Raw genomic sequence first — 26,652 nt, 5'->3', positions numbered from 1 at the left:
GGCTCAGGGGCCGAACGGGTCCGGCCGGCGTTCGAGCAGCTTGTGCAGCGTCTGCTGGATCGTCTCCCGCACCTGGTCGGCGAGGTTGAACACCACGAGCGGGTCGTCCGCCGCGTCGCGCAGGTGCGCGGTCGGGATCGGCGGGCAGAACTCGATCAGCCACTTGCTCGGCAGCGGCACCATGCCCAGCGGCCCCAGCCAGGGGAACGTCGGCGTGACCGGGAAGTACGGCAGTTTGAGCAGCCGGGCCAGCGGCTTGATGTCGGCGAGCATCGGATAGATCTCCTCGCCGCCGACGATCGCCACCGGCACGATCGGCGTACCGGTCCGCAGCGCGGCGGAGACGAACCCGCCCCGCCCGAACCGCTGGAGCTTGTAGCGGTCGGCGTAGAGCTTGCCGACGCCCTTGAAGCCCTCCGGGAACACGCCCACCAGTTCCCCGTTGCCGAGCAGCCGCTCCGCGTCCGGGTTGCACGCGACGGTGCCGCCGGTCTTGCGGGCTATCTCGGAGACGACGGGCATCCGGAACACCAGGTCGGCGCCGAGCAGCCGCAGGTAGCGGTGCGCCGGGTGCCGGTCGTGCAGCGCGGTGGAGAGGATCAGCGCGTCGAGCGCCACGGTGCCGGAGTGGTTGCCCACGACCAGGCCGGCGCCCTCGGCGGGCACGTGCTCGACGCCGGTGACCTCGGTACGGAACCAGTCCCGGTAGAGCAGCCGGACCAGCGGGTGCACGACCGCGTCGGTCAGGTCGGGGTCGAAGCCGAACTCGTCGACCTCGTAGTCACCGGCGAGCCGCCGCCGCAGGAACGCCAGTCCCTGGGCCACCTTGCGGTCCCAGTGGTCCCCCGGCCGGTCGGCCACCGCCGGGCCCGGCGGCGTGTCACCGGCCGGCGCCTCGTCCGCGGGGGCCTGCTGCGCGACCGCCTTCTTGGCGACGGCCTTCTTCGCCACGGCCTTCTTCGCGATCGTCTTCTTCGCCACCGTCTTCTTCGCCGGCTGGTGGGGCATGGCCGAACCCGGAGCGCCCGGCTCGTCGGCGGAGGTGTCCGGCTCGTCCGGCGGTGCGGCCGGGCGGGCGGACGGCGCGGTCACCCGCCGGTGCCCGTTGCGCCGCGCCGGCTCCGCGCCCGGATCCGGCACACCCAGCGGTACGTCGTAACGCGCGTCACGCCGCTCGTCGGGGCTGCTCACGAGCGCTCCCGCACCGACGCGCGGACCTGCCGGATGCTCTCCAGCACCAACTGCTCGGCGGCGGCGAGCTGGTCCCGGGTGACCACGACGCCGCCGTGGTGGGCGCGGATGAAGTCCTCGAACGCGGCGGCGGTCGAGCGGGGCGTGAAGCCGTACTCCCGCTCCAGTCGGCTGGTGTCCACCACCCGACCGTGCACGAAGAGGTCCACCTGGTCCAGGCCGTACCGGCCGATGCCCAGACTGCGGGCGATCGCGGCGACCCCGGCCAGGCCCGGTTCCAGCACCGGCACCGCCACCCGGCCGGCCCGGCGGATCGCCTGCGACAGCGACAGCACTCCCGGCCCGGCGACGTTGTACGTGCCCGGGTGGTCCTCGGCGACCGATCGGTGAAGCACCTCCAGCGCGTCGTCGAAGTGCACGAACTGCAGGCGCGGGTCGCGGCCGAAGACGGTGGGCACCACCGGCTGGGAGAAGTAGCGGGTGAGCGTGGTGTCGGCGGCGTACCCGATGAACGGCGCGAAGCGCAGCACCGTCGCGGTGACGTCGGGCCGGCGGCGGCGGAACCCGCGGACGTACCCCTCGATGTCGAGGATGTCGCGGCCGAAACCGCCGCGCGGCACCTCGCGCGGCTCGGTCTCCTCGGTGAAGACGGCCGGATCGCGGAACGACACCCCGTACGCGGCGGTGGACGAGCGGACCACGAGCTTGCGCAGCCGGGGCGCGCGCTGCGCGGCGGCGAGCAACTGCATGGTGCCGATGACGTTCTGTTCCTTCATCCCCGCCCGGCCGCCCTGCTGCGGGTCGGGGGCGGTGACGAGCGCCAGGTGCACCACCGTGTCGACGTCGAGGTCGAGCAGGAGGCCGCCGAGCGAGTCGAGGTCCAGGCGGATCCGTTCGACGTCGGAGAGCAGGTCGGTCAGCTCGGGGTTGGGTGGTGCCGGGTCGACCCCGATGACGCGCTCGATCCGCTCGTCGGCCGCGAGCCGGGCGGCCACGTGGGCGCCGAGCCAGCGACCGACCCCGGTGACGACGACGACCCCCGGGGCACCGGAGGTGTCACCGGGGGTCATGTCGTGCGCCTAGAGCGGCAGGCGGGATCGAGCCGGGACGTCCACGGCCTGATCACCTGAGCCTCCGAGGGTCGACAGTTTGGCAAGTGGTGCCGGGTGCCGGGCCAGAGCCCGGCCCCGGTCACTTGCCGAGACGGCGACGCTGGACGCGGGTCTTGCGCAGCAGCTTGCGGTGCTTCTTCTTAGCCATGCGCTTGCGGCGCTTCTTGACCACCGAGCCCATACGACAGCCTTTCGATGCAACGTGCGGGGCGGACCGGACGGCACCACCGCAGGTGGTGCCGTGAACCGCTTGCGGACAACGGACCGGACCGGCGTGGTGGGCAGGGCACACCAGAGAGCGGTCACGGTCGTGGCCCAGCCTAACCGGAGTGCGTCAGCAGGACCAACGCGCCCCCGTCGATGCCCCTTTTCGTCGCACTCGGCCGACCGGTGCGGCGAGGCTCAGGCGGACTCCTGGAAGGCGCCCCGGAGGTATTCGTGCACGGCGTGCTCGGGCACCCGGAACGACCGGCCGACCCGTACCGCGGTCAGCTCACCGCTGTGCACGAGGCGGTAGACGGTCATCTTGGAGACCCGCATGACCGTCGCCACCTCGGCGACGGTCAGGAACCTGACATCCGACAGCCGTGCGTCGGACTGCGACCCGGCCATGGCTCACCGACCCATTCCCGTGCCCGGCGCGTGTCACCGGGCAGGTGTTCCCGCCTCGGCGAGCGACGCGCGTGTAACCAGTACGGTAGCGGGACGGCTGTGACCTGCGCGATCCCTTCCACCCTTTGATCATGGCGAGACAGCCGTTCACCCGATGTCCACCAGGGCTTTTTCGCCCGGACGGGTGTCTCGTCCGATCCGGATGCCCGCTGCACCTACTCGGCGCGCAGCGCCACCACCGGGTCGAGCCGTCCGGCCCGCTGCGCCGGCACCACGCCGAAGACGATGCCGACCGCCGCGGAGACGCCGAACGCCAGCGCCAGCGACCACCAGGTGATCGCCGCCGGGATCGGCGAGAACGCGTCCACGAGCAGCGCGGTACCCACGCCCAGCGCCATCCCGGTCAGGCCGCCGACCGAGGTGAGCAGCACCGCCTCCAGCAGGAACTGCACGCCGATGTCGCGGGGACGGGCGCCCACCGCCTTGCGCAGCCCGATCTCGCGGGTCCGCTCGCGTACCGAGACCAGCATGATGTTGGAGACGCCGACGCCGCCGACCAGCAGCGAGATGCCCGCGATGGCGGCCAGCACACCGGTCAGTACGCCCAGGATGTCGCCGAGCACGCCGAGGATCTGCCGCTGCGTGACCGCGCTGAACTCGGTGTCCGGGTGCCGGCGGGACAGCTCCGCCACGATCCGGTCGCCGAGTTCGTCGATCCGCTCCCGATCCGGCGCCTTCACCGCGATGCCGTCGATGCGCTGGGTGCCCCACAGCCGTTGCGCCGCCGTCACCGGTACGTGCACCTCGTCGTCCCGGTCCACGCCGAGGCTCTGCCCGAGCGGGGCGAAGACGCCGATCACCCGGAACCGCACGCCGGCCAGCGTGACCTGCTGGCCGAGCGGGTCGCGGTCGGGAAAGAGCGCCCGGGCCACCGAGTCGCCGAGCACCGCCACCCGGCGGCTGGTGTCCACCTCCGCCCCGGTGAGGTAGCGGCCCCGCGACAGCGACCGGGTGAACACCGACGGGGTGGTCTCCAGGACTCCCTGCACGGTGGTGAAGTCGGACCGGTTGCCGGCTCGCGCGGTCGCGCCGGAGGCCACAGTGACGGCGACCCGGCCGGGGTCGCCGACCACCCGGGAGACCGCGTCCGCGTCGCTGAGGTCCAGCGGCGAGACCACCGGTGCGTTACCCACCTCGATCCGGCCCGGCACCACCAGCAGCAGGTTCGAGCCGAGCCCTTCGACCTGCTGCTCGACCTGCTGTTTCGTGCCGGTGCCGATGGCCACCAGGATCACCACCGAGGCCACCCCGATGATCACCCCGAGCATGGTCAGCAGGCTGCGCATCCGGTTGGCCCGCAGCGCGTCCGACGCCACCCGCCACGCCTCGGCCAGCCTCATCCGGCGTTCCCGCCGTCGTGCGGGAGGCGGCCCTCGACCCGAGGTCGCTCCTCGGCCCGCGGAAGGCGCCCGGTGGCCCTGGTGGCGCCACCGGGGCCACCGGGCGGGTGCCCCGGGCCGCTTCCGGACGCGGACCGGGGCTCCGCGCTGGGAGCGGGGTCCAGTGTCGCAGGTACGCCGGAGCCGTCCGACGGCGGTCGATCATGAAGGGTGTCGGACCGGATCAACCCGTCCCGTACCGCGATGCGCCGGTGTGCCCGAGCGGCCACCTCCTGGTCGTGGGTCACCATCACCAGCGCCACCCCGGACTCGGCGTTCAGCCGCTCCAGCAGCTCCAGCACCGCCTCGCCGGTGGCGGTGTCCAGGTTGCCGGTCGGCTCGTCGGCGAGCAGCACCGCCGGTTCGGTGACCAGCGCCCGGGCGATCGCCACCCGCTGCTGCTCGCCGCCGGAGAGCTGGTTGGGCCGGTGGTGCAACCGGTGGCCGAGCCCGACCCGGCCCAGCATCGCCGCCGCCCGCTCCCGCCGCTGCCGCGCCCCGACACCCCGGTAGACCAGCGGCAACGCCACATTGTCCACAGCCGACGTACGGGCCAGCAGGTGGAACGCCTGGAACACGAAGCCGATCGTCTCGTTGCGCAGCGTCGCCAGCTCCGGCGCGGTGAGCGTGGTCACGTCCCGCCCGCCGATCACCAGCCGGCCGCCGCTGGGCCGGTCCAGCCCGCCGAGCAGGTGCATCAGCGTCGACTTGCCCGAGCCGGACGGGCCGATCACCGCCACGTACTCGCCCTGGCCGATGGTCAGCGACACCCCGCGCAGCGCGGACACCGACACCCCGTCCAGCTCGTACGTGCGCCAGACGTCGACCGCCTCGATCGCCGGTACGGTCACGGCAGTTCCTGGCCGTCGCGCACCTGGTCGGCGCCGCGCACCACGACCCGGTCACCGGCCCGTACGCCGTCGACGATCTGCACCAGGTCCTGCCCCTGCACGCCGACGGTCACCGGCACCCGGTCGGCCCGGCCGTCGCGCAGCACCCAGACGGCGTCCCGCCCGTCGGCGGAGAACACCGCCGACGCCGGCACCGCCACCGCGTCGGTGGCCTCCCGCACCCGCAGGCGTACCACCGCGTTCATGCCCGGCCGGGGCGCCGGGGCGGCCTCGGCCTCACCGAGGCGTCCGGCACCGAGGTCGAGCCGGACCCGGTAGGTGACGCCGCCCCGGGCCGAACTGGTGGGCAGCACGTCGACCGAGCGCACCGTCGCGTCGTACGTCGCGCCGGTCACCGCGTCCAGCTCGACCGACGCGGGCACCCCGGCCCGGACCAGCAGCACGTCGGTCTCGTCCACCTCGGCGAGCAGGCCGAGCCGGCCGATGTCCACGACGGTGAACACCGGCGTGCCGGCGGTGACCCGGCCACCGGCTGGGATCGCGTCGTCCACCCCGGGCGGCGGGCCGCCCTGCCCGCCCGTGCCGAGCGCCGACGGGTCGAGGCCGGGCACCGCCGCGCCACCTGCCGCACCGAGCAGCCCGGCCAGGTCGGCCGGCGCCGCCCGGGTGCCGCCCGGCTGCACCACACCGGCGATCGGCGCGCGCAACGTCAGCGCGTCCACAGTCGCCTTCGCCAGGTCGTACGCCTGCTGGGCCTGGAGTCGTTGCGCGGCCGACAGCGCGCCGAGGGCGCTGTTCAGGCCGGCCACGCCGCGCTGCACCTGAGCGACCGCCCGGTCGGCGGCGCGGGCGGCCGACTCGTACTGCCGCTGCGCCGACTGGACCTGGAGCAGCAGCGCGGCGCGTACCTGCGGGTCGCCGACCTTGCCGGCGGCGGCGCGGGCGGCGGCGAACGCCTCGTCGGCGGCCCGGTCGGTGCCGCGCCGGCTGCCGCCCAGGTCGCCCGTGCCGGCGCCCCGCCCGGCCCGCTTCGCCGCACGCAGCGCGTCCCGCGCCTTCGCCAGGCGGTCCCGGGCCGACGGTGAGTCGATCACCGCGAGAACCTGGCCCCGGCTCACCCGCTGTCCCGGCTGGACCCGCAGGCGGGCCAGCGTGCCGTCGGCGGGTGCGGTGAGCGTGGCCGCGGCCCGCGCGGTGACGGTGGCCGGGGCGTCGATCACCTCGCTGACCGGCGCGCGGCCCACCTCGGCGACGGTGACCGCCGGGGCGTCGTCGCCGCAGGACGCGGCGGTCGTGCCGGTCAGCGCGACGACGGCGAGCACTGCGGTGACGAGACGGGGGCGGCGGGCCGCGGGCAGCCGCGGCGAGGGAGTGCGGGCCACCCGGCCCATGCTACGACCCGTCGACAGGCGTCGAGGTGTCAGCCGACGACGGCCCGGACGTAGCCGACGCAGTCGTCGTGCAGCATCGACCACGGGTCGCCGAACACCTCGTCGGCGGCCTGCTCCGGGGTCCGGCCCTGGTGCACCACGGCCCGGTAGAAGTCCAGCATCCGCTGCTCGCCGTACCTGTCGACCAGATGGCGTACGGCCAGATAGCCCACGCCGTACGCGCCGCCGACCCGGTCGTCGCTCGCGTCGTCGGCGGGCGCCACCGCGTCCAGCCGCCCGGACCACCCGCCGCGCAGCAGGTTCCGCACCTCGGACAGGCCGTCGTAGCGGTGCACGGGCTGCCCGTCGGCCCCGGCGTACTCGGCCAGCCCTTCCACCAGCCACCAGTCCGCGCGGTCGGCGTAGCCCCGGTCGGGCAGCGAGGCGGCGTGGGTCAGCTCGTGCCGAAGCAGGTCGTCGAGGCCGGCCGGGGTGACGATCTGGGCGTTGAGCACGACGTCGTGGCGTCCACCCCCGACACCCACCGCGTAACCGGCTGTCCACTTCGGCCGCCCGCCGCCGTACCAGCGCTGCCACTCGCCCTTCCCGGCGTAGTAGACGAGGTACCGGTCCGGCGGCCGGCCGCCGATCGCGTACCGGTCCGCGGCCCGGGCTGCGGTCTCGGCCTGGGCGAGCAGGCCGGGCAGCTTGCGCCGCTGGGCCGGCGTGGTGGCCACAACCACCCGCTTGCCGACCGCCACCGCCAGGTCGTTCGCCTGCCACGGCCGTACACCGGCCGGGTCCGCCCCGGACGGTTCCAGCGCGGTCAGCCGGGGTTCCGTCCCCGCCAGCCGCCAGCGCGCGCCCAGCTCCACGGTGCTCGGCGCGCAGTCCGGCACCACGAAGCAGTAGCCGACGGTCACCACGAACCGCCACTCCCCCGGCCGCCCGTCGACCGCCTCCGGCACCCCGTCGGCCGCCGGCCGCCAGGTGGTGACCCGCAGCGCCCGCAGCGCCGCGTACCGGCGGCCCAGCGCCGGCCGGGCCGCCGGCTCGGCGATCGCGAGGAAGCCGGCCCGGTCGGCGCCGACGAGCGCGGCGGCCTGCCGGTCCAGCAGCGCGAGCATCCGCTCGCCGAGCCGCCGCTGCGCCGCCGTGCCCGGGTCGTCCTTCGCGGCCGACCGCCCGGCCGCATCAGGTGCCGACTGCCGCAGGAGTACGCCGGGCACCGCGCCCGCCACCAGGCCGAGCGCCAGACCGAGCACGGTCCAGAGCGGCCACCGCCGCCGTGTCCGCACCGCCCGCGTCTGCTCGCCCACGTGCGCCAGGGGTACGGGGCACGGCGCAGGTACCGCGACGGGGTGCGGCGACTGACTCGTGCCCGCGACCGGGGACGCGACGGGGTGTGACGGCAGGCCAGTGTCCGCCTCGATCGCCCCGGCCGGGCGGGAGGGTGGGCCCGCGTCCGCCTCGATCGTCCCGGCCGGGCGCGGGGGCGGGCTGGCGTCCGCTGCCGGGTCGCCGGGATCGGGCGCGCTGTCGGCGTTCTCGCTCGACACGGGCGCGGGTTCGCCCTCGCCCGCCGGAGCGGCGACGGCGGGCCGGGGTGCGGCGTCGGCGCGGTCCGCCGACGGCGGTTCTGCGTCGGCGGCGTCCACGTCGGCGACGGGGACGGGGCCCGGGGTGGTGCTGTCGGTGGAACGAGGCTCGTCGCCGTCCGTCGTCCGGCCGGGAGGCTGCTCGTCGCCGTCGGTCACGGGCGAAGGGTACGACCAATCGGGCGTTCCGGGAAAGAGTCCCGTCACTGTTCCGCCGCGCTCCGAGATCTTGGTAGGAAAGTGCCCCCGGAGGGGCCGAATCCTTCCAAGATCTCTCAGATCGGGGCGCCGAGGGCCAGTTCCAGCAGGAAGATCACGCCGAGCAGCAGCGCCTTCATCGGTTCTCCCAGGAGCGGTAGGCACGGTCCAGGCCGGCGACGAGTTCGCCGAAGGAACGGTCGGTGTCGCGGGGCAGCCCGAACCCGCCCGCCGCCTCCAGCGCGACGAAGCCGTGCACGGCGGCCCGGAACATCCGGATGGCGTCGGTCGCGGCGTCGCCGTCGAGGCCGTACCCGAGCAGGATCGCCCGGACCGCGCCGACCGCGCGTTCTCCGGCGGCCAGGTGTTCGGGGTCGGCCGGGTCGGGCGCCCGCTGGGCGGCCGGGTAGCGGCCGGGGTGCTGCCGCGCGTACGCCCGGTAGGCGGCGGCGACGGCGCGCAACGCGTCGCCACCGGAGCGACCCGCGGCGGCGGTGGTGAGCACGTCGGCGATCTCGGCGGTGGCGAGCACGGCGAGCTTCTGGTGCAGCGCGTCCACGCCCCGGACGTGCTTGTAGAGGCTCGGCAGCGCGACGCCGAGCCGGGCGGCGAGCGCGGCCAGGGTCAGCCGGTCGTAGCCGGCCTCGTCGGCGAGCGCGGCGGCCTCCCGCACGACAGTCGCCGGGGTCAGACCGGCCCTAGGCATGTGCGGTCACCGCCAGGAACTCGACCAGGTCGGCGGCGGTGGCGTCGGGCCGGTCGGCGTGCGGGTAGTGCCCGGAGTCGGCGATCATGCGGGCCTCGGCGACGGCGAACAGTCGCCGCGCGGCCCGTGCCTCGGCGCCCGGGTCGGGGAAGTCCGGATCCTTCGTGCCCATCAGCACCAGCACCGGCCGGCGTACCTCGGGCGCCCGCGCGGTCCAGTGCGGGCCGACCGGCGCGATCACGCCGCGCACCGCGGCCATCCGGCCGCGCAGCTTGGCGACCAGCTCCTTGCGGTACACGGCGTCGTCCGCCGGGCGCCCGCACGGGAACAGCGTGCGGTGGAACAGCCCGAACAGCCGGGGACTACGGAGTACGGCTGCTTGCGCGACCCGCATCAGCGGGTTCGGCTTCGGGGTCCCGACGAACGGGCTGACCTGCACGATGCCGCTCACCAGCTCGGGCGCCTCGGCGGCGGCGAAGACCACCGCGGCGGCGCTGGACGAACTGCCGACCAGGGTGGCCGGCCCGCCGCCGAGCGCCCGCACCACGGCGAGCAGGTCGCCGCCGACCTGCTCGGGGGCGTACGTGGGCCAGTGCGGGCTGGAGTCGCCGTGCCCGCGTACGTCGGCCGAGGCGACCCGGTAACCGGCCGCGACCAGCCGGGGCGTCAGGTGCCGGAAGGCGGCCCGGTTCTCCCCCATGCCGTGCGAGAGGACCACGAGCGGCCCCGATCCGTGCACCTCGTACGCGATCGTGCCGCCGTCCCGCGCCACCTGGCTAACTGTCATAGCCATAAAGCTAATGTCATTAGCCAAGCCCGTCAAGCTTGACCTCAACCCGGGGTGAGGTCGCACGATCCCGGGCATGCCGATCACCGCCGACACCCACGTACGCCTCGCCCGCCCGAGCCGCGACCTCGCCGCCGCCGAACGGTTCTGGACGCAAGGGCTGGGCCTGGACGTGCTCTACCGGAGCGAGGGCGGTCACGCGGACGAGCACGATCTGGTGATGCTCGGCCTGCCCGGGGCCGGCTGGCACCTGGAGCTGGTCGGCGGCCCGACGCTCGCGGTCGAGCCGCGTCCCACCGGGGAGGACCTGTTCGTGCTCTACCTCGACGGCCCGGCCGACGACGAACTGGTCCCGAGACTGGAACGGGCCGGCGGGACCAGGGTCTCCGCCGGCCCGTACTGGGACAGGTGGGGTGTCACGTTCACCGACCCGGACGGCTACCGCCTCGTGCTGTGCACCCGGGCCTGGTCGAACGACTGACTCACTTCTTCGACAGCACCGCGCGGCCGAAGAACGCCAGGTTGGCCGGGCGCTCCGCGAGCCGGCGCATCAGGTACCCGTACCACTGGTCGCCGTAGGGGACGTACGTCCGCACCGTGTAGCCCTCGCCGACCAGGCGCTGCTGCTCCTCCGGGCGGATGCCGTAGAGCATCTGGAACTCGAACCGGCCCGGGTCGCGGTCGAACCAGCGCGCCCGGTCCTCGCCGATCGCGATCAGCCGCGGGTCGTGCGTGGCGAGCATCGGGTAGCCGTCGCCGGACATCAGCACGTTCATGCAGCGCACGTACGACTTGTCCACCTCGCGGGCGGACTGGTACGCCACCGACTCCGGCTCCTTGTACGCGCCCTTGCACAGCCGCACCCGCGACCCGGCGGAGGCCAGCTCCCGGCAGTCCGACTCGGTCCGCCGCAGGTACGCCTGGAGCACCGCGCCCGTACCCGGGTGGTCCTTGCGCAGCTTCGCCAGGATGTCCAGCGTCGAGTCGGTGGTGGTGTGGTCCTCCATGTCCAGCGTGACGGTGGTGCCCGCCGCGTCGGCCGCCGCGCAGATCGCCCGCGCGTTGTCGTACGCGAGCTGCTCGTCGAACATCTGGCCCAGCGCGGACAGCTTCACGCTGACCTCGGCGGCCGGGGTGAGCCCGGCGGCGGCGAGGCGGCTCAGCAGCGTGAGGTACTCGTCCCGGGTGGCGTTCGCCTGCTCCGGGGTGGTGGTGTCCTCGCCCAGGTAGTCGAGGGTGACCGCTTGGCCGTCGGCGACCAGCTCGCGGGTGGCGCGCAGCGCGTCGTCGGTGGCGGCGCCGGCGACGAACCGGCGGACGACGTCCCGGGTGAACGGGGCCGTCGCGACGAGCCGCTCCACCTGGGATGACCGGGAGGCGGCGAGGATGACGGAACGGAGCATGAGCCGAGCGTAACGCTCACCGCCGGGCCCCCGCCGGGTGCGTCCGAGGCCCGCTTCCTCCCACCCCCGGCCCGGGCCGGGCACCCCCGGCTGGCGGGGATCGGCTACAACGTTCACGTGGATCGACGACACCCCCGGCGCCGGCTCCGCTCGGCCTCCGTGCAGCTCGGCGCGCTGACCGCGCTGGCCCTCGCGCTCTCCGGCTGCAACAACGGTTACGACGACGACGATGACGACTGCGCGCTCGGGCCGGCCGGCGGGGGCGGCGACACCGTCGCGGTCGCCCTGCGCGTCCCGGCGCCGGCCACCACCGCGCGCGGCGAGCCCGCCCCGGCCGCCGCGCTGCCCGAGCGCGGCGGCTTCGGCACCCACCTCGCCTCCTGCGGCGGCTGACGTGCGCCGCGAGGCGAGCACGCCGCGCCCCGGCTGGGACGAGACCATCCGGGCCCAGGGCCTGGTGTACGTCGACACCGAGCTGCCCGACGGCGAGATCATGTCGTACTGGGACGAGACGGCGGCGTACTCGTTCACGCTCGACGAGGTGCTCCGGCTGGAGGAGGCGACGGAGGAGCTGCACCGGATGTCGGTGGCCGCCGCCGAGCACGTGGTGGCCCGCCGCCGGTACGCCGAGTTCGGCATCCCCGAGTGGGCCGCCGAGGCGGTCGCCCGCTCGCTGCGGGAGTCCCCGCCGACGCTCTACGGCCGGTTCGACCTCTGGTACGACGGCAGCGGTCCGCCGAAGATGCTGGAGTACAACGCCGACACCCCGACCGCGCTGGTCGAGGCGAGCATCGTGCAGTGGTACTGGCTGGAGCACACCCACCCGGACGCGGACCAGTGGAACAGCCTGCACGAACGGCTGGTCGGCGCCTGGGCCAAGATCGGCGCCGGGCTGCACGAGCCGCGGGCGCACGTGCTCTGGTCCTCCGAGGAGGAGTCGGGCGAGGACGAGATCACCGCCGGTTATCTGGCCGAGACGGCCCGCCAGGCCGGGCTGGACGTGACGCTCATGCCGATCCAGCGGGTCGGCTGGGACGGGCGGCGCTTCGTCGACGCCAACGACCGGCCGATCACCACCTGCTTCAAGCTCTACCCCTGGGAGTGGATGCTGGCCGAGCCGTACGGGCGGCCGGCGCTGGACCCGGGCACGCCCACCACCTGGATCGAACCGGCCTGGAAGCTGCTGCTGTCGAACAAGGCGCTGCTGGCGGTGCTCTGGGAGCTGTACCCGGGGCACGACTACCTGCTGCCCGCGTACCTGGACTCGCCGCGCGGCATGACCGGGTACGTGGCCAAGCCGCTGCTCGGCCGGGAGGGCGGCTCGGTACGCATCGTGACCGGCGACACGGAGATCACCAACCCGGGGATCTACGGCGACGAGGGCTTCTGCTTCCAGGAGTTCCGGGCGTTGCCCGAGTTCGAGGGCAACCGGACGGTGCTCGGGAGCTGGATCGTGGACGGCGAGTCGGCCGGCGTCGGCGTACGCGAGAGCGAGAGCCTCATCACTGACGGTTACGCGCGGTTCCTGCCCCACTACATCGACGCACCGCGTGTGCTCTGAGTCGTCTACCGTTGGTGTCGTGAACTTCGACGCGTACGCCCGGACCGGGGTCGAGCTCGTCAACGCCCGGCTGGACGACCTGGACGGCCTGCGGGCCGTCTTCTCGGACGAGCAGGGCTGGATGCGCGACGAGGTCGCGGAACGAGACCTGGCGATCTTCCGGCGGGCGCAGAAGCGCCTCCGGGACGTCTTCGAGTACGGCACCTCGGGCCGGGACGCCGACGCGGTCGCCGAACTGAACGCGCTGCTGGAGGCGTTCCCGGTGCAGCCGCGCATCTCCGGGCACGACTCCTCCGACTGGCACATGCACGTGACCAGCCGGGGCGCGTCGGTCTCCTCGGAATACCTGGCCGGCGCGGTCTGGGGCCTGTCGGTGTGGCTCTGCGAGTACGGCAGCGCCCGCTTCGGGGTCTGCGCCGACGACCGCTGCGGCAACGTCTACCTGGACACCTCGTCCAACTGCTGCCGGCGGTTCTGCTCCGAGCGCTGCGCCACCCGCTCCCACGTGGCAGCGCATCGGGCCCGCAAGCGGGCCGCGGTCGGCGAGCAGGCCGTCCCGGCGCAGCCGCTGTCCCCGGTGAGCTGACCTCCGGCGCTCCGGCCGCCCGTGCGCGGGCGGCCGGAGCGGCTCGTCCCGGTCAGACGTCGACCGGCGACGGCGCGGTCAGGTTGGCCCGGGCGAACTCCAGCGACTCCCGCAGGTCCGCCTCGCGGACCGCGCGACTCTTCGCGCCCCGGGTGGTCACCTCCACCGCGACCGAGCCGGTGAACCCCCGACCGGCCAGCGAGCGGAGCATCTCCGCGCAGGGCTGACCACCGCGACCGGGCACCAGGTGCTCGTCGCGCCCCTCGCCGGTGCCGTCGCCCAGGTGCACGTGCGCCAGCCCGGAACCCATCCGGTCGGCCATCGCCGTCGCGTCGGTGTGCGAGGCCGCGCAGTGCGACAGGTCCAGCGTGTACGAGGCGTACCCGATCTCGGTCGGATCCCAGCCCGGCGCGTACGGGACGAACTGTCGTCCGGCCATCCGCACCGGATACATGTTCTCCACGCCGAAGCGCACGCCGCCGAACTGCCCGGCGATGGTGTCGAGCCCGTCGGCGAAGGTGCGCGCGTAGTCGCGCTGCCAGGTGAACGGCGGGTGCACCACGACGGTCGGCGCCTCCAGCGTCTCGGCCAGCTCGGCGGCCTTGCGCAGCCGCTCCCACGGGTCGGGGCTCCACACCCGCTGGGTGACCAGCAGGCAGGGGGCGTGCACCGACAGCACCGGGACGCCGTAGTGCTCGGCGAGGCCGCGCAGCGCGCCCGCGTCCTGGCTGACCGGATCGGTCCAGACCATCACCTCGATGCCGTCGTAGCCGAGCTCTGCGGCGAGCTGGAACGCCGCCGCGGTCCGTTCGGGAAAGACCGAGGACGTGGACAGGAGCACCGGAACGCGGTAAGTCACGCCTCCGAGGGTAGCCCCAACCGCCAGCAGGCATCGGGACGAGCAACCGCAAAGTAACCCAGAGCGCTCGTACGGTCACATCGGCGCGAGCTGATCCAGCCGGCGCAGGATGACGCCCTCCCGCAGCGCCCACGGGCAGATGTCCACGCAGTCCACGTCGAGGCGGCGCATCACCGCCTCGGCCACCACCGCGCCCGCGAGGAGCTGGTGCGCCCGCTGCGCGCTCACCCCCTCCAGCTCGGGCAACTGGGCCGGCGGGATGTGCCTGATGAACCCGAGCACCTGCCGCAACCCGGTACGGGTCAGGCTGCGCCGCGCCCACAGACCCGCGCCGGAGGGCGCGGCGCCGGCCAGCCGGGCCAGCGTGCGGAACGTCTTCGAGGTGGCGACCGGACGCTCCCAGCCCACCGCTGCCAACTGCTCCGCCACCGGGTCGAGCTGCGCGTCCACGTACGCCCGCAGTTCCTCCACGGCCTCGGCCGACGGCGGCGCCGTGCCGGCCGGATCGACGGCGAGCCGCTCCCGGCTGAGCCGCCCCGCGCCGAGCGGCAGCGAGATCGCCACGTCCGGATGCTCGTCGATCCCCGCGGCCAGCTCCAGCGAGCCGCCACCGATGTCCATCGCCAGCAGCCGGCCGGCGGACCAGCCGAACCACCGCCGCACCGCCAGGAACGTCATCCGCGCCTCGTCCGCGCCGGAGAGCACCTCCAGGCGTACGCCCGTCTCGTCGCGGACGCGAGCCAGCACGTCGGCGGCGTTCGTGGCGTCGCGGACCGCGCTCGTGGCGAACGCCAGCAGATCCTCGGCGCCCAGCCCGTCAGCCGCCGCCCGGGCCATGCCGACCGCCTTGACCAGGCCGTCCGCGCCGCCGTCGGTGAGCGCGCCGTCCGGCCCGATCTGCTCGGCCAGCCGCAGCACCACCTTCTCCGAGTGCGCCGGCCAGGGATGCGCACCGTGGTGGGCGTCGACCACCAGCAGGTGCACCGTGTTGGAACCGACGTCGAGGACACCCAGTCGCATGGAGAAGACCCTAGGGCCAACACGTTTCGTCGGCTCGGCGGACGGGCGGGGTCACCGCGCGTACGCTGGTCCGAGTGACAGGGCAGATCGAGCTTCACGTGCTGGTGGACGACCCCGAGGACCCCCGCAGCCGCGAGGTCGGGCTGGACTTCCCACGGGAGTGGATCGAGTTCGTCGACCCGGCCGACGCGCAGCACGTCGTCCGCGCCGACCTGACCTGGCTGCTGTCCCGCTGGACGTGCATCTTCGGCCAGGGCTGCCACGGCATCATCGCCGGCCGCGCCGCCGACGGGTGCTGCTCGCACGGCGCGTTCTTCACCGACTCCGACGACGAGAAGCGGGTCCGGGCCGCGGTCAAGCGGCTGACGCCGGAGACGTGGCAGCACTTCCGGCGCGGGTTCAAGAACTGGACCGAGAACGACACGGTCGACGGCAAGACCCCGGCCCGGCGTACGGCCACCCGCGACGTCGACGCCCCGTGCGTGTTCCTCAACGACGCCGACTTCCCGGGCGGGGGCGGCTGCGCGCTGCACGCCCAGGCGCTGCGCGACGGGGTGCACCCGCTGGAGTACAAGCCGGACGTCTGCTGGCAGTTGCCGGTACGCCGCGACCAGGATTGGCACAAGCGGCCGGACAACACGAAGGTGCTGATCTCCACGCTCGCCGAGTTCGACAGGCGCGGCTGGGGCGCCGGTGGGCACGACCTCGACTGGTGGTGCACGTCCTCCACCGACGCGCACGTCGGCGCCGAGCCGATGTACGTCTCGTACGGCCCGGAGCTGACCGCGCTGATCGGCGCGCCCGCGTACGCGAAGCTGGCCGAACTCTGCGCCGCCCGGCAGCGCCAGGGTCAGGTCGCCCCGCACCCGGCAAGCGAGTGAAGGCCGGCACCCGTATCGGGTGCCGGCCTTCAGCTCTTGTCTTGCGTGTTGGTCTTACTTGTTCCAGTGCTCGGCTACCAGGTCGGCGGCCTGCTGTTCCCACTGGGCGTAGTGGTCCGGGTAGGCGGACACCTGGACGGTCTGGGCGGCCTTGGTCAGCGGCATGTCCTGCCAGCCGTCAACCTGCTTCAGACCCTTCAGGAACGCCATGGTGGAGTACTCGGGGTCGGTGATCTGCTCCACCGTGCCCCACCCGCTGGACGGGCGCTGCTGGAACAGGCCCTGCGAGTCGTGGTCGTTACGGTCACCGAGGTGGCCCAGGTTCTCCAGCTTCGACTCCTGCAACGCGGTGGCGATCGCCACGACCGCGGCACGCTCGTCCATGCCGGCCTTCTTCGTCGCGGCGATGATCGCCTTCACATTCGCGATCTGCTCGTCGTTCAGATCGATACGCGACTGCGCGCCCTGCACGCCGTGCGGGATCAGCTTGTCACCCTGCACGCTCACACTCACCGGCTTAGCCGCGTGGGTGGTCTCCGCGGCGTGGGCGGCGACCGGACCGGCGAACACACCACCGGTGAAAGCCAGACCAGCGATACCCAGGATGCTCTTACGCAGAATCGTGTTCATCAGAAATGCTCCATTCGGGGGTCGACGCACCCGGGGGCGGATGCGCGGGCACCGTCAGGCGCTCAAAGTCTTGGGGGGTCCGGCTGCTCGCGGGGCACCCGGGGGGTGCGTCGTCGCGGCGCCGGAAGCATGTCCAACGACCCGCCACCCGCCACCATTCCCGAGGCGGTGCACGCCGCCGGGAGCAGCGCGGGGTTCACGTCGCCGGAACCATGTTCAACGACCGGCGGCCCGCGATGATTCCCACAGGCAGCGCGACCCCGGTTCCGGGGGCTCGGCTGGTGCTCGGTCGTTCACCCGGTTACAACGCCACCCACCCACCAGCCATTCCGCCGCCAGAGTGCCGCCCACCACCCCCGAACCGGACACCCACCCACACAGCCCGGCACTACCGATGTCCCGACCTCGGGGGCGTCCCTCGGAACCGGACAGCCTCACCCACACGGGCCGCCACCAATCGACTCTCCGCAACGCGATGCGCCCCGCACCCTCCCACCAGCACCGCTGCGCCCGTAGCACCGCCCGTACCACTGCACTGCGCGGGCAGTCCGCCCACTCCCGCACGGTCGATCATGAGGTTAGCGGCGACAAAACGGACACCAGGCGCCGTCAACCTCATGATCGACACGACCCGACCCACCCCGGGCAGGACTGGCCCGGGGCGGGGGGCGCAGCGCCGTGGATCACCCACGCGATCTTGCAGCTTGAGCCCTCCGGGTGTCCCATTCGCGCGGTTTATGGGGCACCGAAGTGCAAGATCGGCGAGGGAGGGAGGGAGGGAGGGAGGGAGGGAGGGAGGGATCTGGGGTTGCTCCTGCCCGAAGGGCGGCGGATCTGCGCACCACCCGCCGCGGTGATCAAGGAGTTTGCGGCCAGCGGGAGGCGCGAGGAGTCCGCAAACTCCTTGATCAACCGGGTTGGGCGGAGCCTGGAGGGGCGCAGCCGGAGCGGACAGGTCCAGGGCACGGGGCAGGTCGGGTGGCCGGAGGGCTGGGCCGGCCAGGGCGAGGCCAAGATCCGACGCCCGACTCGGCGAGCTTGGAGTTGTGGCACCTCGCAAAGTGCCCAAAACGGGCATGCAGTGACGCCACAACTCCATGATCGGCGAGGCGGGGCAGCGGAGGGCGGGCCGAGGCGGCGCGGAGGGGGATCAGGGCTCGAACTTGTAGCCCAAGCCCCGGACCGTGACGATGTAGCGCGGTGCGGACGGCTCCGGCTCGATCTTGGAGCGCAGCCGCTTCACGTGCACGTCGAGCGTCTTGGTGTCGCCCACGTAGTCGGCGCCCCAGACCCGGTCGATCAACTGACCCCGGGTGAGCACCCGACCGGCGTTGCGCAGCAGCAGCTCCAGCAGCTCGAACTCCTTGAGCGGGAGCTGCACCCCGGCGCCGCCGACGGTCACCACGTGCCGTTCGATGTCCATGCGGACCGGGCCGGCCGCGAGCGTCGGCGCGCCCGTCTCGTTCGACTCGGCGCTCTGCCGGCGCAGCACCGCCCGGATCCGGGCGACCAGTTCGCGCGGCGAGTACGGCTTGGTCACGTAGTCGTCGGCGCCGATCTCCAGGCCGACCACCTTGTCGATCTCGCTGTCCCGCGCGGTGACCATGATGATCGGCACGTGCGAGCGCTGGCGGAGCTGCCGGCAGACCTCGGTGCCGGACATCTCCGGCAGCATCAGGTCGAGCAGCACGATGTCGGCGCCGGTCCGGTCGAACTCGGTGAGGGCGGCGGGGCCCGTCGCGGCGACGGAGACCTCGAACCCCTCCTTGCGGAGCATGTAGGACAGGGCGTCGGAGAACGACTCCTCGTCCTCGACCACCAGTACGCGGCTCAACGGGTGTTTCCTTTCCTGTGGTCAGACCTGCCGGAGCTCGGCCGGGCCGGCCTCGATCCCAGCGGAGGCGAGTGTCGTCTCCAGGTCGTCCGGGGGGCGTGCGGGCAGCCGGAGGGTGAACGTCGACCCCCCACCAAGAGTGCTCGACACTTCCACCCGGCCGCCATGGTTGCTGGCGATGTGTTTGACGATGGCCAGGCCCAGGCCGGTGCCGCCGGTCGCCCGGGAGCGGGCCTGGTCGGCCCGGTAGAAACGCTCGAAGATCCGGTCGACCTCGTTCGGGGCGATGCCGATGCCCTGGTCGGCCACGGCGATCTCGACGTGTTCCTCGGTGCCGGTGACTGTCACCCCGACCGTGGTGTCCTCGCCGGAGTAGGTGATCGCGTTCTCCACCAGGTTCGCCACCGCGGTGGCGAGTTGGCTGTCGCTGCCGTACACGGTCAGGCCCCGCTGCCCGTCGACGGCGATCTCCACCCGGCGGGCGGCGGCGGCGGTGCGGGTCCGGTCGACGACCTCGGCGAGCACCCAGTCCACCGAGACCGGCTCGGGGGCGGGCTGCGGTTCGGCGCCCTGGAGGCGGGTCAGTTCCAGCAGCTCCTGCACCAGGCGGCCGAGCCGGGTGGACTCGTGCTGGATCCGCTCGGCGAACCGCCGCGCCGCGACCAGATCCTCGGACAGGTCGGGCGCGCCGCCGGCGGCCGGCTCGGTGGCGTCGACGAGCGCCTCGGCGAGCAGTTGCAGCGCGCCGATCGGCGTCTTCAGCTCGTGGCTGACGTTGGCGACGAAGTCCCGGCGTACCCGCGCGAGACGGTGCGACTCGGTGACGTCGACCGCCTCGATCGAGATGTAGCCGGAGCCCAGTCCCATCGCCCGCAGGTGCACACCGAGCGGGTTGTCCCCGCCGCCGTCGCGGCCCCGCGGCAGGTCCAGCTCGATCTCGCGCCGCACGCCCGTGCGGCGGACCTGCCCGGCGAGGGTACGGATCAACGGGTGCGCCGCGATCGACCCCGGCGTCGCCCCGGCACGGAGCAGACCCATCGCCCGGGCGGCCGGGTTCACCAGCACCGGCACGTCGTCCGGGCCGAGCACCACCACACCTGCGCGCAGCGAGTCGATCGTCTTGCGGCCGAGCCCGGATAGGCCCCCCTGCTGGTCGTCCGGAATCGTCGTCCTCCCTGCGTCACGACGGAGGATCCCGCCGCCCCGCGACGCCCGGCGGCGCCGCCATTCGTCAACGGGCCCCGACAGCAGCGCCCCGGCGACCAGACCGGTCACCAGCGCTCCGGCCACCACGGCGGCCACCGCCCATTCCACCCGGCGATCGTAGGGTCATTGTTAACCCAGGGATCGGGCACAAAGGGACGAACCACTCTCGCTTTCGGCAAAGTTCACCTGCGGGCCCCGCGTCGTTCATCCGCGTTCACCCTGGTGCCGACCGTCCGGCCTAGCGTGGGGCGCGCACCTGCTCCTGCCGTACCCCGTGGGGTGGCGGCCGACGACCCCAGGAAGTGACGATGCGCGACGAGTTCCGGGCCGACCTGCAGATTGTCAGCCAGTTGCTGGTGGACATGGCCGAGGCGGTACGCGCGGCCATGCGGCAGGCCACCAAGGCGCTGCTCACCGCCGACCGGTCGGCCGCCGAGACGGTGATCGCGCGGGACGCCGAGATCGACGACCTCTACCGGCACGTGGAGGAGCGGGTCTGTGACCTGCTGGCCCGGCAGGCGCCGGTCGCCTCCGACCTGCGGGCGATGATCACCGCGTTGCACGTGGCCGCCGATCTGGAGCGGATGGGCGACCTGGCCGACCACGTGGCGAAGACGGCGCTGCGCCGGCACCCGTCCCCGGCGGTGCCGGCGGAGCTGCGGCCGGTCTTCACCGACATGGCGGGCATCGCCGACCGGATGGCCGAGAAGATCGGCGCCGTGCTGGCCAAGCCGGACGCCGACGTGGCCGCCGAGCTGGACAGCGACGACGACGCGATGGACGACCTGCACAAGAGCCTGTTCGGCGTGCTGCTCGGCGACGACTGGCCGTACGGGGTGGAGACGGCGATCGACGCGACGCTGCTGGGCCGCTTCTACGAGCGTTTCGCCGACCACGCGGTGAACGCGGGCGAGCACGTGGTCTACCTGATCACCGGTTCCACGTCCGCCTGACCCCGTGCCCTCGCGCAAGGAAGGGCCCCTTATTAACACTGAGTGTTAATAAGGGGCCCTTCCTCTACCGCAGACGTTAAAAGGGGGCCCTTCCTTACACCCAGGCTCAGCGGCCCTGGTTGGCGACCGCGGCGGCGGCGGTCTTCGCGGCCTCCGGGTCCAGGTACGTCCCGCCGAGCACCTGCGGACGCAGGTCGGGGTCCAGGTCGTACCGCAGGGGGATGCCGGTGGGGATGTTCAGCTTGGCGATCGCGTCGTCGGAGATCTGGTCGAGGTGCTTGACCAGGGCGCGCAGCGAGTTGCCGTGCGCGGCCACCAGCACCGTCCGGCCGGCCAGGATGTCCGGCACGATCGAGTCGTACCAGTAGGGCAGCATCCGGTCGACGACGTCCTTCAGGCACTCGGTGCGCGGCATCAGCTCGGTCGGCAGCAGCGCGTACCGGGGGTCGCCGACCTGCGACCACTCGTCCGCGTCGTCGATCGGCGGCGGCGGCGTGTCGTACGAGCGGCGCCAGAGCATGAACTGCTCCTCGCCGTACTCGTCGAGGGTCTGCTTCTTGTCCTTGCCCTGCAGGGCGCCGTAGTGGCGCTCGTTGAGCCGCCACGACCGGCGCACCGCGATCCAGTGCCGGTCGGCGGCGTTCAGCGCCAGCTCGGCGGTGCGGATCGCCCGGCGCAGCAGGCTCGTGTGCACCACGTCCGGCAGCAGGTCGTGCTCGCGCAGCAGTTCGCCGCCGCGCCGCGCCTCGGTCTCCCCCTTGGTGGTCAGGTCGACGTCGACCCAGCCGGTGAAGAGGTTCTTGGCGTTCCAGTCGCTTTCGCCGTGCCGCAGCAGGACCAGCGTCCCGACGGTGGGCCCCTCGCTCGCAGTCATGCCGATCATCCTGCCGTACGGCGCGGGCGGACACGCGGCGACCTGTGGTGACGACCACCACGTGGAAATCCTGATGACCACGGCTCCGGCCCGGCACTAGGTTGTAAGGCGTCTCAAAGAGGTCGGTCATTACCAAGCGGGGGGGCGCCGGGATGCGAACGGTACGGGGCTGGTTTGAGGACACGGCGGGTGGCCTGCCACGGACGTTCTGGTACCTGTGGGCCGGCACGCTGATCAACCGGCTCGGCTCGTTCGTCCTGATCTTCCTGGCCATCTACCTGACCCAGGAACGCGGCTTCTCCGCCTCCCAGGCCGGTCTGGTGATCGGCCTCTGGGGTGCCGGCGGCGCGGTCGGCACCACCATCGGCGGCACCCTGACCGATCGCTGGGGACGGCGGCCCACGCTGCTCACCGCGCACGTCGGCGCGGCGGGCATGATGGTCGCGCTGGGCCTCGCCCGTCCGCTCTGGGCGGTCGCCGTCGGCGCGCTGCTGCTCGGCGCGTTCGCCGAGGCGGCCCGCCCCGCCTTCGGCGCGATGATGGTCGACGTGGTGCCGGACAAGGACCGGCTGCGCGCCTTCTCGCTGAACTACTGGGCCATCAACCTCGGATTCGCCTGCGCCGCCGTGCTCGCCGGCTTCGCCGCCCAGGGCAGCTACCTGCTGTTGTTCCTGGTGAACGCGACCACGACGCTGGTGACCGCGCTGATCATCTTCGCCAAGGTCGGCGAGACCCGCGGCCCGGTCACCGCGCTCGGAGCCAAGGGGATGCCGGCGCCGGCCGGCGCGCTGCGCACCATCCTCGCCGACCGGGTGTTCCTCGGCTTCGTCGCGCTCAACCTGCTCGCCGCGCTGGTGTTCCTCCAGCACATCTCGATGCTGCCGATCGCCATGGGCGACTCCGGGCTCAGCCCGGCCACGTACGGCTCGGTGATCGCACTCAACGGCGTGCTCATCGTGGTCGGCCAGCTGTTCGTACCCCGGCTCATCAAGGGCCGCAGCCGCTCCCACGTGCTGGCGCTCGCGGCGCTGGTGATGGGCGCCGGGTTCGGGTTCACCGCGTTCGCCGACACGGTCTGGCTCTACGGCCTGACGGTGCTGATCTGGACCGTCGGCGAGATGCTCAACTCGCCGTCCAACGCCACCCTGATCGCGGAGCTGTCCCCGGCCGCGCTGCGTGGCCGCTACCAGGGCGTCTTCTCGCTGTCCTGGCAGCTCGCCGGCGCCGCCGCGCCGATCCTCGGCGGCCTGGTCCGCGAGCACGCCGGCAACAGCGCGCTCTGGTTCGGCTGCGCGGGCATCGGCGTCGTGGCGGCGGTCGCCCACCTGATCTCCGGGCCGGCCCGGGAGCGCCGCGCGGTCGCGCTGCGCGCCGTGGGCACGCCCGTCGCGCCGGTCACCGTCACCGCCTCCCCGGCGCCCGAGGCGGGCGAGGCCGGGGCCACCGCACCCGCCGCCCCGGTCCGGTCCGGTTCCTGAGTACGCCCCGGCGCGACCGCCCCGAGGCGGGTGGATACGGTACGGGACGGAACCGGTAAGGAAACCTTCCAGGAGGACGGGTGCGCGGCCTGCGGCGCTGGTGGGACGACACGGCCGGCGGACTGCCAGCCACGTTCTGGTACCTCTGGTCCGGCCTGCTGATCAATCGGGCCGGCGCGTTCGCGCTGCTGTTCCTGTCGCTCTACCTGACCGCCGCCCGGGACGCCCCGCCGTCGCTTGCCGGGCTGGTGGTCGGCGCGTACGGGATCGGTGGCGCGGCCGGGACGCTGCTCGGCGGCGTACTGGCCGACCGCTGGGGACGGCGGGCCACGCTGCTCGCCGCCCACCTGGCCGCCGCCGGGCTGATGGCGGCGCTGGCGTTCAGCACGCACCTGGCGGTGATCGCCGTGCTCGCCACGCTGGTCGGGGTGGCGCACTCGATGCCCAGTCCGGCGTTCGTGGCCGCCATCGTGGACGTGGTGCCCGAGGCGCGCCGCTCCCGCGCGTTCAACCTGCAGTTCTGGGCGTTCAACCTGGGCATGGCGGTGGCCTCGCTGCTGGCCGGCATCCTCGCCGAGGCCAGCTTCACGGCGCTGTTCCTGGTCGACGCCGGAGCCACGCTGGCGGCGGCGGTGGTGATCGCGTTGAAGGTGCCGGAGACGCTAACCCGGCGGCCGGCGCTCACGCCACGGGCGGCGGCGGGACGCCGTCCCGGGCTGCACACCGCGCTCACCGACCGCACCTTCCTGGTGTTCGTCGGGCTGACGTTCCTGCTGGCCGTGCTGACCATGCAGACCTCCACGATCATGCCGCTGGCGATGCGCGAGGACGGTCTGCGCCCGTCGGCGTACGGGCTGGTGGTGGCGCTCGGCGGGGCGCTGATCGTGGCCGGGCAGTTGTTCGTGCCCCGGCTCATCGAGCCGTACCGGAAGTCGAACGTGCTGGCCGTCTCCACCGGCCTGATGGCGCTCGGGTTCGGTGCGCTCACAGTGGCCGACGGGCTGCCGCTCTACCTCGGCGCCGCGGTGGTCTGGACGGTCGGGCAGATGCTCGCCGCGCCGCCCAACGCACAGATCAACGCGGACCTCGCGCCGCCCCGACTGCGCGCCCGCTACCAGTCGGTGTTCTACCTGACGTTCCCGGCTGCCTCATTCGTGGCGCCGGCGCTCGGCGGGCTCAGCCTGGAACACCTGGGCGAGCGGCACTGGCTGGTGGTGGGGGCACTCGGCCTGCTGGCCGCCGCCGGGCACCTGCTCGCCGGGCCGCGCCGGGAGCGGCGGGTGGCCGCGCTGCGGGCGGCGGCCGCGGAACCGGTCAGGTCCGCCCGCTGAAGGCTGGGGGAGACAACGGCAGAGCGCCCACCCCGACCCCCGTCGAGATGGGCGCTCTGACCGTACGCCCGGCGGCGGCGGGCGACACTCACCCCCGTAAGCGTCGCCCGCTCGCGCCGCCGGTTCCACGGGCGGCACCGTCCCCCAACGGTGTGCTCCACCCGATCTTCGCATCTCGCCTGCGCGGATCTGATCGATCCACCGCTCCCCCGAACGGAAACAAGCGTGACGCGGTGCAATAAAGTTAGTTCGCCCGGATTCCGGATTCAACTCAGATCGCTGTCTTGCCCGTCACAGCGTCCGTGTCGGAAACCCGGCTGTCCGTGCTGTCGTCCCTGGAATGGCAAACACCGGGTTCCCGTCGGCCATTCCCGCAAACCTCAGCCGTCCTCGCGATTCGGGTTCTCGGTCCGGAAGAAGTTGCTCTGCCGGCCGTCCCGCATCTGCTCCTGGTAGATCAGGTTCAGCCGCCGCAGGTCGAACGTGCGGAACCAGTCGTCCCAGGTGATCTCCCGGATCCGGCTGCTCTCCCGGTATCCGGGGATGTTGAACGTCAGCACCCCGGGCCGGCCCTCGCGCTCGGTGCCGGCGATGGTGGCGGGCTTCGCACCCCGCGCCCGCGCCCAGCGCTGGATCACCTCGTGGTTACGGGTGACCAGGCTCCGGCCCGGACGCTCCGGCCGGTCCGCGAGCGACGTGATGAGCTGCGACGATCCGATCGACCGGCTGGACGCCGGGCCACGGGTCGGCGCGGTCTGCGAGGCCGGCGCCTTCCGGGCCGGTGCCGCCTTCGCCCGCGACGGGGCCGCCTTGGCACGCGACGGAGCCGCCTTCGCCCGCGACGGAGCCGCCTTCGCCCGCGACGGAGCCGCCTTCGCCCGCGACGGAGCGGTCTTCGCCCTCGACGGGGCCGCCTTCGCCCGAGCGGGCGCGGCCTTCGCGCGGGAGGACGCGGCAGTGGCGCGCCCGGGTGCCGCCTTCGCGCGGGACGGGGCAGCCTTGGCGCGGGCCGTCGTCGCCCGCGACGAGGTCGCCTTGGCCCGAGCCGGAGCCGCCTTCGCACGCGCCGGAGTGGCCTTGGCCCGAGCCGACGTCGCCTTCGCGCGGGACGAGGTCGCCTTCGCCCGGGCGGGCGCCGCCTTGCGCGTACCCGTCGCCTTGGCCCTGGCGCCGGTGGCCCGTGCGGCCGGCGCGGCCTTGGCCGGCGACGTGGCGCTCCGGCGGGCCGACGTGGTCCGTTTCGCCGCCGTGGTCTTCTTCGCGGCGGCGCTCTTGCGGGTGGCCGACGGCCGGCCGGCCGGGCCGGTGCTCCGCCGGGCGGCGCCGCCCTCCCCGCGCATGGTCCGCGCCAGGGTCTTCACCAGTTCCGGCTTCCGCAGCGCGGAGATCCCGGAGACCCCGCGCCGCCGGAGCTGGCTGCGGATGTCGTCGACCTTCATCCGGGAGATCGCCGACTCCGACACCCCCGGGGTGTTCGGCGTCTGATTGCCGGTTTGCCGCTTGGTCCGGGTCGCAGTCGTGCCGCGACCTGAGCTGTTGCGCTGAGCCATGGGACACGCTCCTCGACAGTCCGTCCTCGGCCCGCGGTGGGTCCCAGTGCTCCGCACCGCGCGGGGCGGCATACCCGTCAGGAGGGCTCCGAACCTCCGGCGGGCGATCCGGCAGTGGCGGAGGGCTCGAAGAGGTGCGCGAACGCGGCCAGGTTCGCCGTCGACTCGCCGCGCTTGACCCGCCACTCCCACTCCCGGCGGATGGCAGTGCCGAAGCCGATCTCCAGCATGCTGTCGAACGACTCGTCAGCGTACGTCAGCACGGAACCGAGCAGCCGGTCCAGCTCGTCGGCGTCGATCCCGGCCAGGTTGACCCGCCCGGTCAGGTAGACGTCGCCGACGGAGTCGATGGAGAACGAGACGCCGTACATGCGGGCGTTGCGCTGGAGCAGCCAGGCCCACAGCTCCTCGCGGCGCTCGTCGGGCTGGCGCATCACGAACGCCTCGACCCGCAGCGCGTGCTCACCCACGATCAGGTTGCAGATCGTCTTGAGCTTGTGCGTGCCGGGCAGCGTCACCGCGTACGACGCCTCGCCGGTGGCCTCCCACTCCAGCTCACGCTCCGCGCAGACGGACTCGATCAGCTCGGCGACCTCACTCCTGCGGCTCATCGCACCCACTC

At 73.3% G+C, this 26,652-nt stretch carries 27 protein-coding genes and 1 pseudogene; 9 read left to right on the top strand and 19 right to left on the bottom strand.

Going from position 1 to position 26,652, the window contains the following annotated elements:
* Window positions 1-3: 3 nt before the first annotated feature.
* From ABIH81_RS11005 to ABIH81_RS10960, 10 genes are all read right to left on the bottom strand, one after another.
* Window positions 4-861, bottom strand: coding sequence for a lysophospholipid acyltransferase family protein (locus ABIH81_RS11005; RefSeq protein ID WP_120574119.1), 858 nt, complete (start codon window positions 859-861; stop codon window positions 4-6).
* A gap of 326 nt (window positions 862-1,187) precedes the next feature.
* The gene (locus ABIH81_RS11000) at window positions 1,188-2,261 is read right to left on the bottom strand and encodes an NAD-dependent epimerase/dehydratase family protein (RefSeq protein WP_349880184.1); all 1,074 of its coding nucleotides are present in this window, start codon (window positions 2,259-2,261) and stop codon (window positions 1,188-1,190) included.
* Window positions 2,262-2,382: 121 nt separating this feature from the next.
* Window positions 2,383-2,484, bottom strand: coding sequence for an AURKAIP1/COX24 domain-containing protein (locus ABIH81_RS10995; RefSeq protein WP_007465623.1), 102 nt, complete (start codon window positions 2,482-2,484; stop codon window positions 2,383-2,385).
* A gap of 221 nt (window positions 2,485-2,705) precedes the next feature.
* Window positions 2,706-2,915, bottom strand: a complete 210-nt coding sequence (locus tag ABIH81_RS10990) for a helix-turn-helix domain-containing protein (RefSeq protein WP_013288759.1) — start codon at window positions 2,913-2,915, stop codon at window positions 2,706-2,708.
* A 215-nt stretch (window positions 2,916-3,130) separates the two neighbouring features.
* Entirely contained in the window at window positions 3,131-4,315 is a 1,185-nt protein-coding gene (locus tag ABIH81_RS10985) for an ABC transporter permease (protein WP_349880183.1), read from the bottom strand.
* Entirely contained in the window at window positions 4,312-5,205 is an 894-nt protein-coding gene (locus ABIH81_RS10980; RefSeq protein WP_349880182.1) for an ABC transporter ATP-binding protein, read from the bottom strand. The genes ABIH81_RS10985 and ABIH81_RS10980 overlap by 4 nt, the downstream gene beginning before the upstream one ends.
* Window positions 5,202-6,596: an efflux RND transporter periplasmic adaptor subunit gene (locus ABIH81_RS10975; RefSeq protein WP_349880181.1), complete on the bottom strand. Its 1,395-nt coding sequence runs from the start codon at window positions 6,594-6,596 to the stop codon at window positions 5,202-5,204. Before ABIH81_RS10975 ends, ABIH81_RS10980 begins: the two co-directional genes overlap by 4 nt.
* 29 nt (window positions 6,597-6,625) lie before the next feature.
* Window positions 6,626-8,332: a hypothetical protein gene (locus tag ABIH81_RS10970; protein ID WP_349880180.1), complete on the bottom strand. Its 1,707-nt coding sequence runs from the start codon at window positions 8,330-8,332 to the stop codon at window positions 6,626-6,628.
* Window positions 8,333-8,507: 175 nt separating this feature from the next.
* Window positions 8,508-9,077, bottom strand: a complete 570-nt coding sequence (locus ABIH81_RS10965; RefSeq protein WP_349880179.1) for a TetR-like C-terminal domain-containing protein — start codon at window positions 9,075-9,077, stop codon at window positions 8,508-8,510.
* Window positions 9,070-9,864 carry an alpha/beta hydrolase gene (locus tag ABIH81_RS10960; protein ID WP_349880178.1) on the bottom strand — a complete coding sequence of 265 codons (795 nt, stop codon included), beginning with the start codon at window positions 9,862-9,864 and terminating at the stop codon, window positions 9,070-9,072. Before ABIH81_RS10960 ends, ABIH81_RS10965 begins: the two co-directional genes overlap by 8 nt.
* Window positions 9,865-9,940: 76 nt before the next feature.
* Between ABIH81_RS10960 and ABIH81_RS10955 the strand changes: the two genes are divergently transcribed.
* Window positions 9,941-10,345 (top strand): VOC family protein, encoded by a 405-nt coding sequence (locus ABIH81_RS10955; protein WP_349880177.1) that lies wholly within the window; start codon window positions 9,941-9,943, stop codon window positions 10,343-10,345.
* A gap of 1 nt (window position 10,346) precedes the next feature.
* Here the strand turns inward: ABIH81_RS10955 and ABIH81_RS10950 are convergent, their stop codons facing one another.
* Window positions 10,347-11,267 (bottom strand): proline dehydrogenase family protein, encoded by a 921-nt coding sequence (locus tag ABIH81_RS10950; RefSeq protein ID WP_318335822.1) that lies wholly within the window; start codon window positions 11,265-11,267, stop codon window positions 10,347-10,349.
* 117 nt (window positions 11,268-11,384) lie between these two features.
* Here ABIH81_RS10950 and ABIH81_RS10945 point away from each other — a divergent pair, with 117 nt between their 5' ends.
* From ABIH81_RS10945 to ABIH81_RS10935, 3 genes are read left to right on the top strand one after another with little or no spacing between them, the layout of a single operon-like run.
* On the top strand, window positions 11,385-11,660 hold the full coding sequence (locus ABIH81_RS10945; RefSeq protein WP_349880176.1) for a hypothetical protein: 276 nt from the start codon (window positions 11,385-11,387) through the stop codon (window positions 11,658-11,660).
* Between the two features lies 1 nt (window position 11,661).
* Entirely contained in the window at window positions 11,662-12,828 is a 1,167-nt protein-coding gene (locus tag ABIH81_RS10940; RefSeq protein ID WP_349880175.1) for a glutathionylspermidine synthase family protein, read from the top strand.
* 19 nt (window positions 12,829-12,847) lie between these two features.
* A complete protein-coding gene (locus ABIH81_RS10935; protein WP_135242188.1) occupies window positions 12,848-13,414 on the top strand; it encodes a CGNR zinc finger domain-containing protein in 567 nt (188 codons plus the stop codon).
* 52 nt (window positions 13,415-13,466) lie between these two features.
* Here ABIH81_RS10935 and ABIH81_RS10930 read toward each other — a convergent pair whose 3' ends face one another.
* Both ABIH81_RS10930 and ABIH81_RS10925 read right to left on the bottom strand, forming a co-directional pair.
* A complete protein-coding gene (locus ABIH81_RS10930) occupies window positions 13,467-14,273 on the bottom strand; it encodes a sugar phosphate isomerase/epimerase (protein ID WP_349880174.1) in 807 nt (268 codons plus the stop codon).
* A gap of 75 nt (window positions 14,274-14,348) precedes the next feature.
* A complete protein-coding gene (locus tag ABIH81_RS10925; RefSeq protein ID WP_349880173.1) occupies window positions 14,349-15,293 on the bottom strand; it encodes a Ppx/GppA phosphatase family protein in 945 nt (314 codons plus the stop codon).
* Between the two features lie 74 nt (window positions 15,294-15,367).
* On the opposite strand from ABIH81_RS10925, the gene ABIH81_RS10920 reads away from it, so the two are divergent.
* Complete coding sequence (locus ABIH81_RS10920) at window positions 15,368-16,174, top strand: hypothetical protein (protein WP_349880172.1); 807 nt, start codon at window positions 15,368-15,370, stop codon at window positions 16,172-16,174.
* A 54-nt stretch (window positions 16,175-16,228) separates the two neighbouring features.
* Here the strand turns inward: ABIH81_RS10920 and ABIH81_RS10915 are convergent, their stop codons facing one another.
* From ABIH81_RS10915 to ABIH81_RS10905, 3 genes are all read right to left on the bottom strand, one after another.
* A complete protein-coding gene (locus ABIH81_RS10915) occupies window positions 16,229-16,804 on the bottom strand; it encodes a hypothetical protein (RefSeq protein WP_349878857.1) in 576 nt (191 codons plus the stop codon).
* 1,150 nt (window positions 16,805-17,954) lie between these two features.
* Window positions 17,955-18,638 carry a response regulator transcription factor gene (locus ABIH81_RS10910; RefSeq protein ID WP_030272198.1) on the bottom strand — a complete coding sequence of 228 codons (684 nt, stop codon included), beginning with the start codon at window positions 18,636-18,638 and terminating at the stop codon, window positions 17,955-17,957.
* A gap of 21 nt (window positions 18,639-18,659) precedes the next feature.
* Window positions 18,660-19,832, bottom strand: coding sequence for an ATP-binding protein (locus tag ABIH81_RS10905; RefSeq protein WP_349881067.1), 1,173 nt, complete (start codon window positions 19,830-19,832; stop codon window positions 18,660-18,662).
* 320 nt (window positions 19,833-20,152) lie between these two features.
* Between ABIH81_RS10905 and phoU the strand changes: the two genes are divergently transcribed.
* Window positions 20,153-20,797, top strand: coding sequence for a phosphate signaling complex protein PhoU (phoU, locus tag ABIH81_RS10900; protein ID WP_349880171.1), 645 nt, complete (start codon window positions 20,153-20,155; stop codon window positions 20,795-20,797).
* Between the two features lie 106 nt (window positions 20,798-20,903).
* Here phoU and ABIH81_RS10895 read toward each other — a convergent pair whose 3' ends face one another.
* Window positions 20,904-21,671, bottom strand: coding sequence for a phosphoglyceromutase (locus ABIH81_RS10895; protein ID WP_349880170.1), 768 nt, complete (start codon window positions 21,669-21,671; stop codon window positions 20,904-20,906).
* Window positions 21,672-21,823: 152 nt separating this feature from the next.
* Between ABIH81_RS10895 and ABIH81_RS10890 the strand changes: the two genes are divergently transcribed.
* Window positions 21,824-23,149, top strand: coding sequence for an MFS transporter (locus ABIH81_RS10890; RefSeq protein WP_349880169.1), 1,326 nt, complete (start codon window positions 21,824-21,826; stop codon window positions 23,147-23,149).
* An 80-nt stretch (window positions 23,150-23,229) separates the two neighbouring features.
* Window positions 23,230-24,480 carry an MFS transporter gene (locus ABIH81_RS10885; RefSeq protein WP_349880168.1) on the top strand — a complete coding sequence of 417 codons (1,251 nt, stop codon included), beginning with the start codon at window positions 23,230-23,232 and terminating at the stop codon, window positions 24,478-24,480.
* Between the two features lie 380 nt (window positions 24,481-24,860).
* Here the strand turns inward: ABIH81_RS10885 and ABIH81_RS10880 are convergent.
* Window positions 24,861-25,220: pseudogene (locus ABIH81_RS10880) on the bottom strand (hypothetical protein); the annotation flags it as partial.
* On the opposite strand from ABIH81_RS10880, the gene ABIH81_RS10875 reads away from it, so the two are divergent.
* Complete coding sequence (locus ABIH81_RS10875; protein ID WP_349881286.1) at window positions 25,132-25,965, top strand: hypothetical protein; 834 nt, start codon at window positions 25,132-25,134, stop codon at window positions 25,963-25,965. The pseudogene ABIH81_RS10880 and the gene ABIH81_RS10875 overlap by 89 nt on opposite strands.
* Before the next feature lie 142 nt (window positions 25,966-26,107).
* Here ABIH81_RS10875 and ABIH81_RS10870 read toward each other — a convergent pair whose 3' ends face one another.
* Window positions 26,108-26,641, bottom strand: a complete 534-nt coding sequence (locus ABIH81_RS10870) for a YbjN domain-containing protein (RefSeq protein WP_349880167.1) — start codon at window positions 26,639-26,641, stop codon at window positions 26,108-26,110.
* Window positions 26,642-26,652 lie beyond the last annotated feature (11 nt).

It is taken from the genome of Micromonospora sp. HUAS YX12, assembly GCF_040215685.1.
Lineage (GTDB): Bacteria > Actinomycetota > Actinomycetes > Mycobacteriales > Micromonosporaceae > Micromonospora > Micromonospora tulbaghiae.
This window is presented reverse-complemented; position numbering and strand designations above follow the sequence as displayed.

Bases quoted from the DNA above. Each gene is read 5' to 3' on its own strand.
- ABIH81_RS10990 (WP_013288759.1), bottom strand. From the start codon at position 2,915: ATGGCCGGGTCGCAGTCCGACGCACGGCTGTCGGATGTCAGGTTCCTG.
- ABIH81_RS10985 (WP_349880183.1), bottom strand. From the start codon at position 4,315: ATGAGGCTGGCCGAGGCGTGGCGGGTGGCGTCGGACGCGCTGCGGGCC.
- ABIH81_RS10895 (WP_349880170.1), bottom strand. From the start codon at position 21,671: ATGACTGCGAGCGAGGGGCCCACCGTCGGGACGCTGGTCCTGCTGCGG.
- ABIH81_RS10995 (WP_007465623.1), bottom strand. From the start codon at position 2,484: ATGGGCTCGGTGGTCAAGAAGCGCCGCAAGCGCATGGCTAAGAAGAAG.
- ABIH81_RS10870 (WP_349880167.1), bottom strand. From the start codon at position 26,641: ATGAGCCGCAGGAGTGAGGTCGCCGAGCTGATCGAGTCCGTCTGCGCG.
- ABIH81_RS10975 (WP_349880181.1), bottom strand. From the start codon at position 6,596: ATGGGCCGGGTGGCCCGCACTCCCTCGCCGCGGCTGCCCGCGGCCCGC.
- ABIH81_RS10915 (WP_349878857.1), bottom strand. From the start codon at position 16,804: ATGAACACGATTCTGCGTAAGAGCATCCTGGGTATCGCTGGTCTGGCT.
- ABIH81_RS11000 (WP_349880184.1), bottom strand. From the start codon at position 2,261: ATGACCCCCGGTGACACCTCCGGTGCCCCGGGGGTCGTCGTCGTCACC.
- ABIH81_RS10965 (WP_349880179.1), bottom strand. From the start codon at position 9,077: ATGCCTAGGGCCGGTCTGACCCCGGCGACTGTCGTGCGGGAGGCCGCC.
- ABIH81_RS10960 (WP_349880178.1), bottom strand. From the start codon at position 9,864: ATGACAGTTAGCCAGGTGGCGCGGGACGGCGGCACGATCGCGTACGAG.
- ABIH81_RS10955 (WP_349880177.1), top strand. From the start codon at position 9,941: ATGCCGATCACCGCCGACACCCACGTACGCCTCGCCCGCCCGAGCCGC.
- ABIH81_RS10925 (WP_349880173.1), bottom strand. From the start codon at position 15,293: ATGCGACTGGGTGTCCTCGACGTCGGTTCCAACACGGTGCACCTGCTG.
- ABIH81_RS10890 (WP_349880169.1), top strand. From the start codon at position 21,824: ATGCGAACGGTACGGGGCTGGTTTGAGGACACGGCGGGTGGCCTGCCA.
- phoU (WP_349880171.1), top strand. From the start codon at position 20,153: ATGCGCGACGAGTTCCGGGCCGACCTGCAGATTGTCAGCCAGTTGCTG.
- ABIH81_RS10950 (WP_318335822.1), bottom strand. From the start codon at position 11,267: ATGCTCCGTTCCGTCATCCTCGCCGCCTCCCGGTCATCCCAGGTGGAG.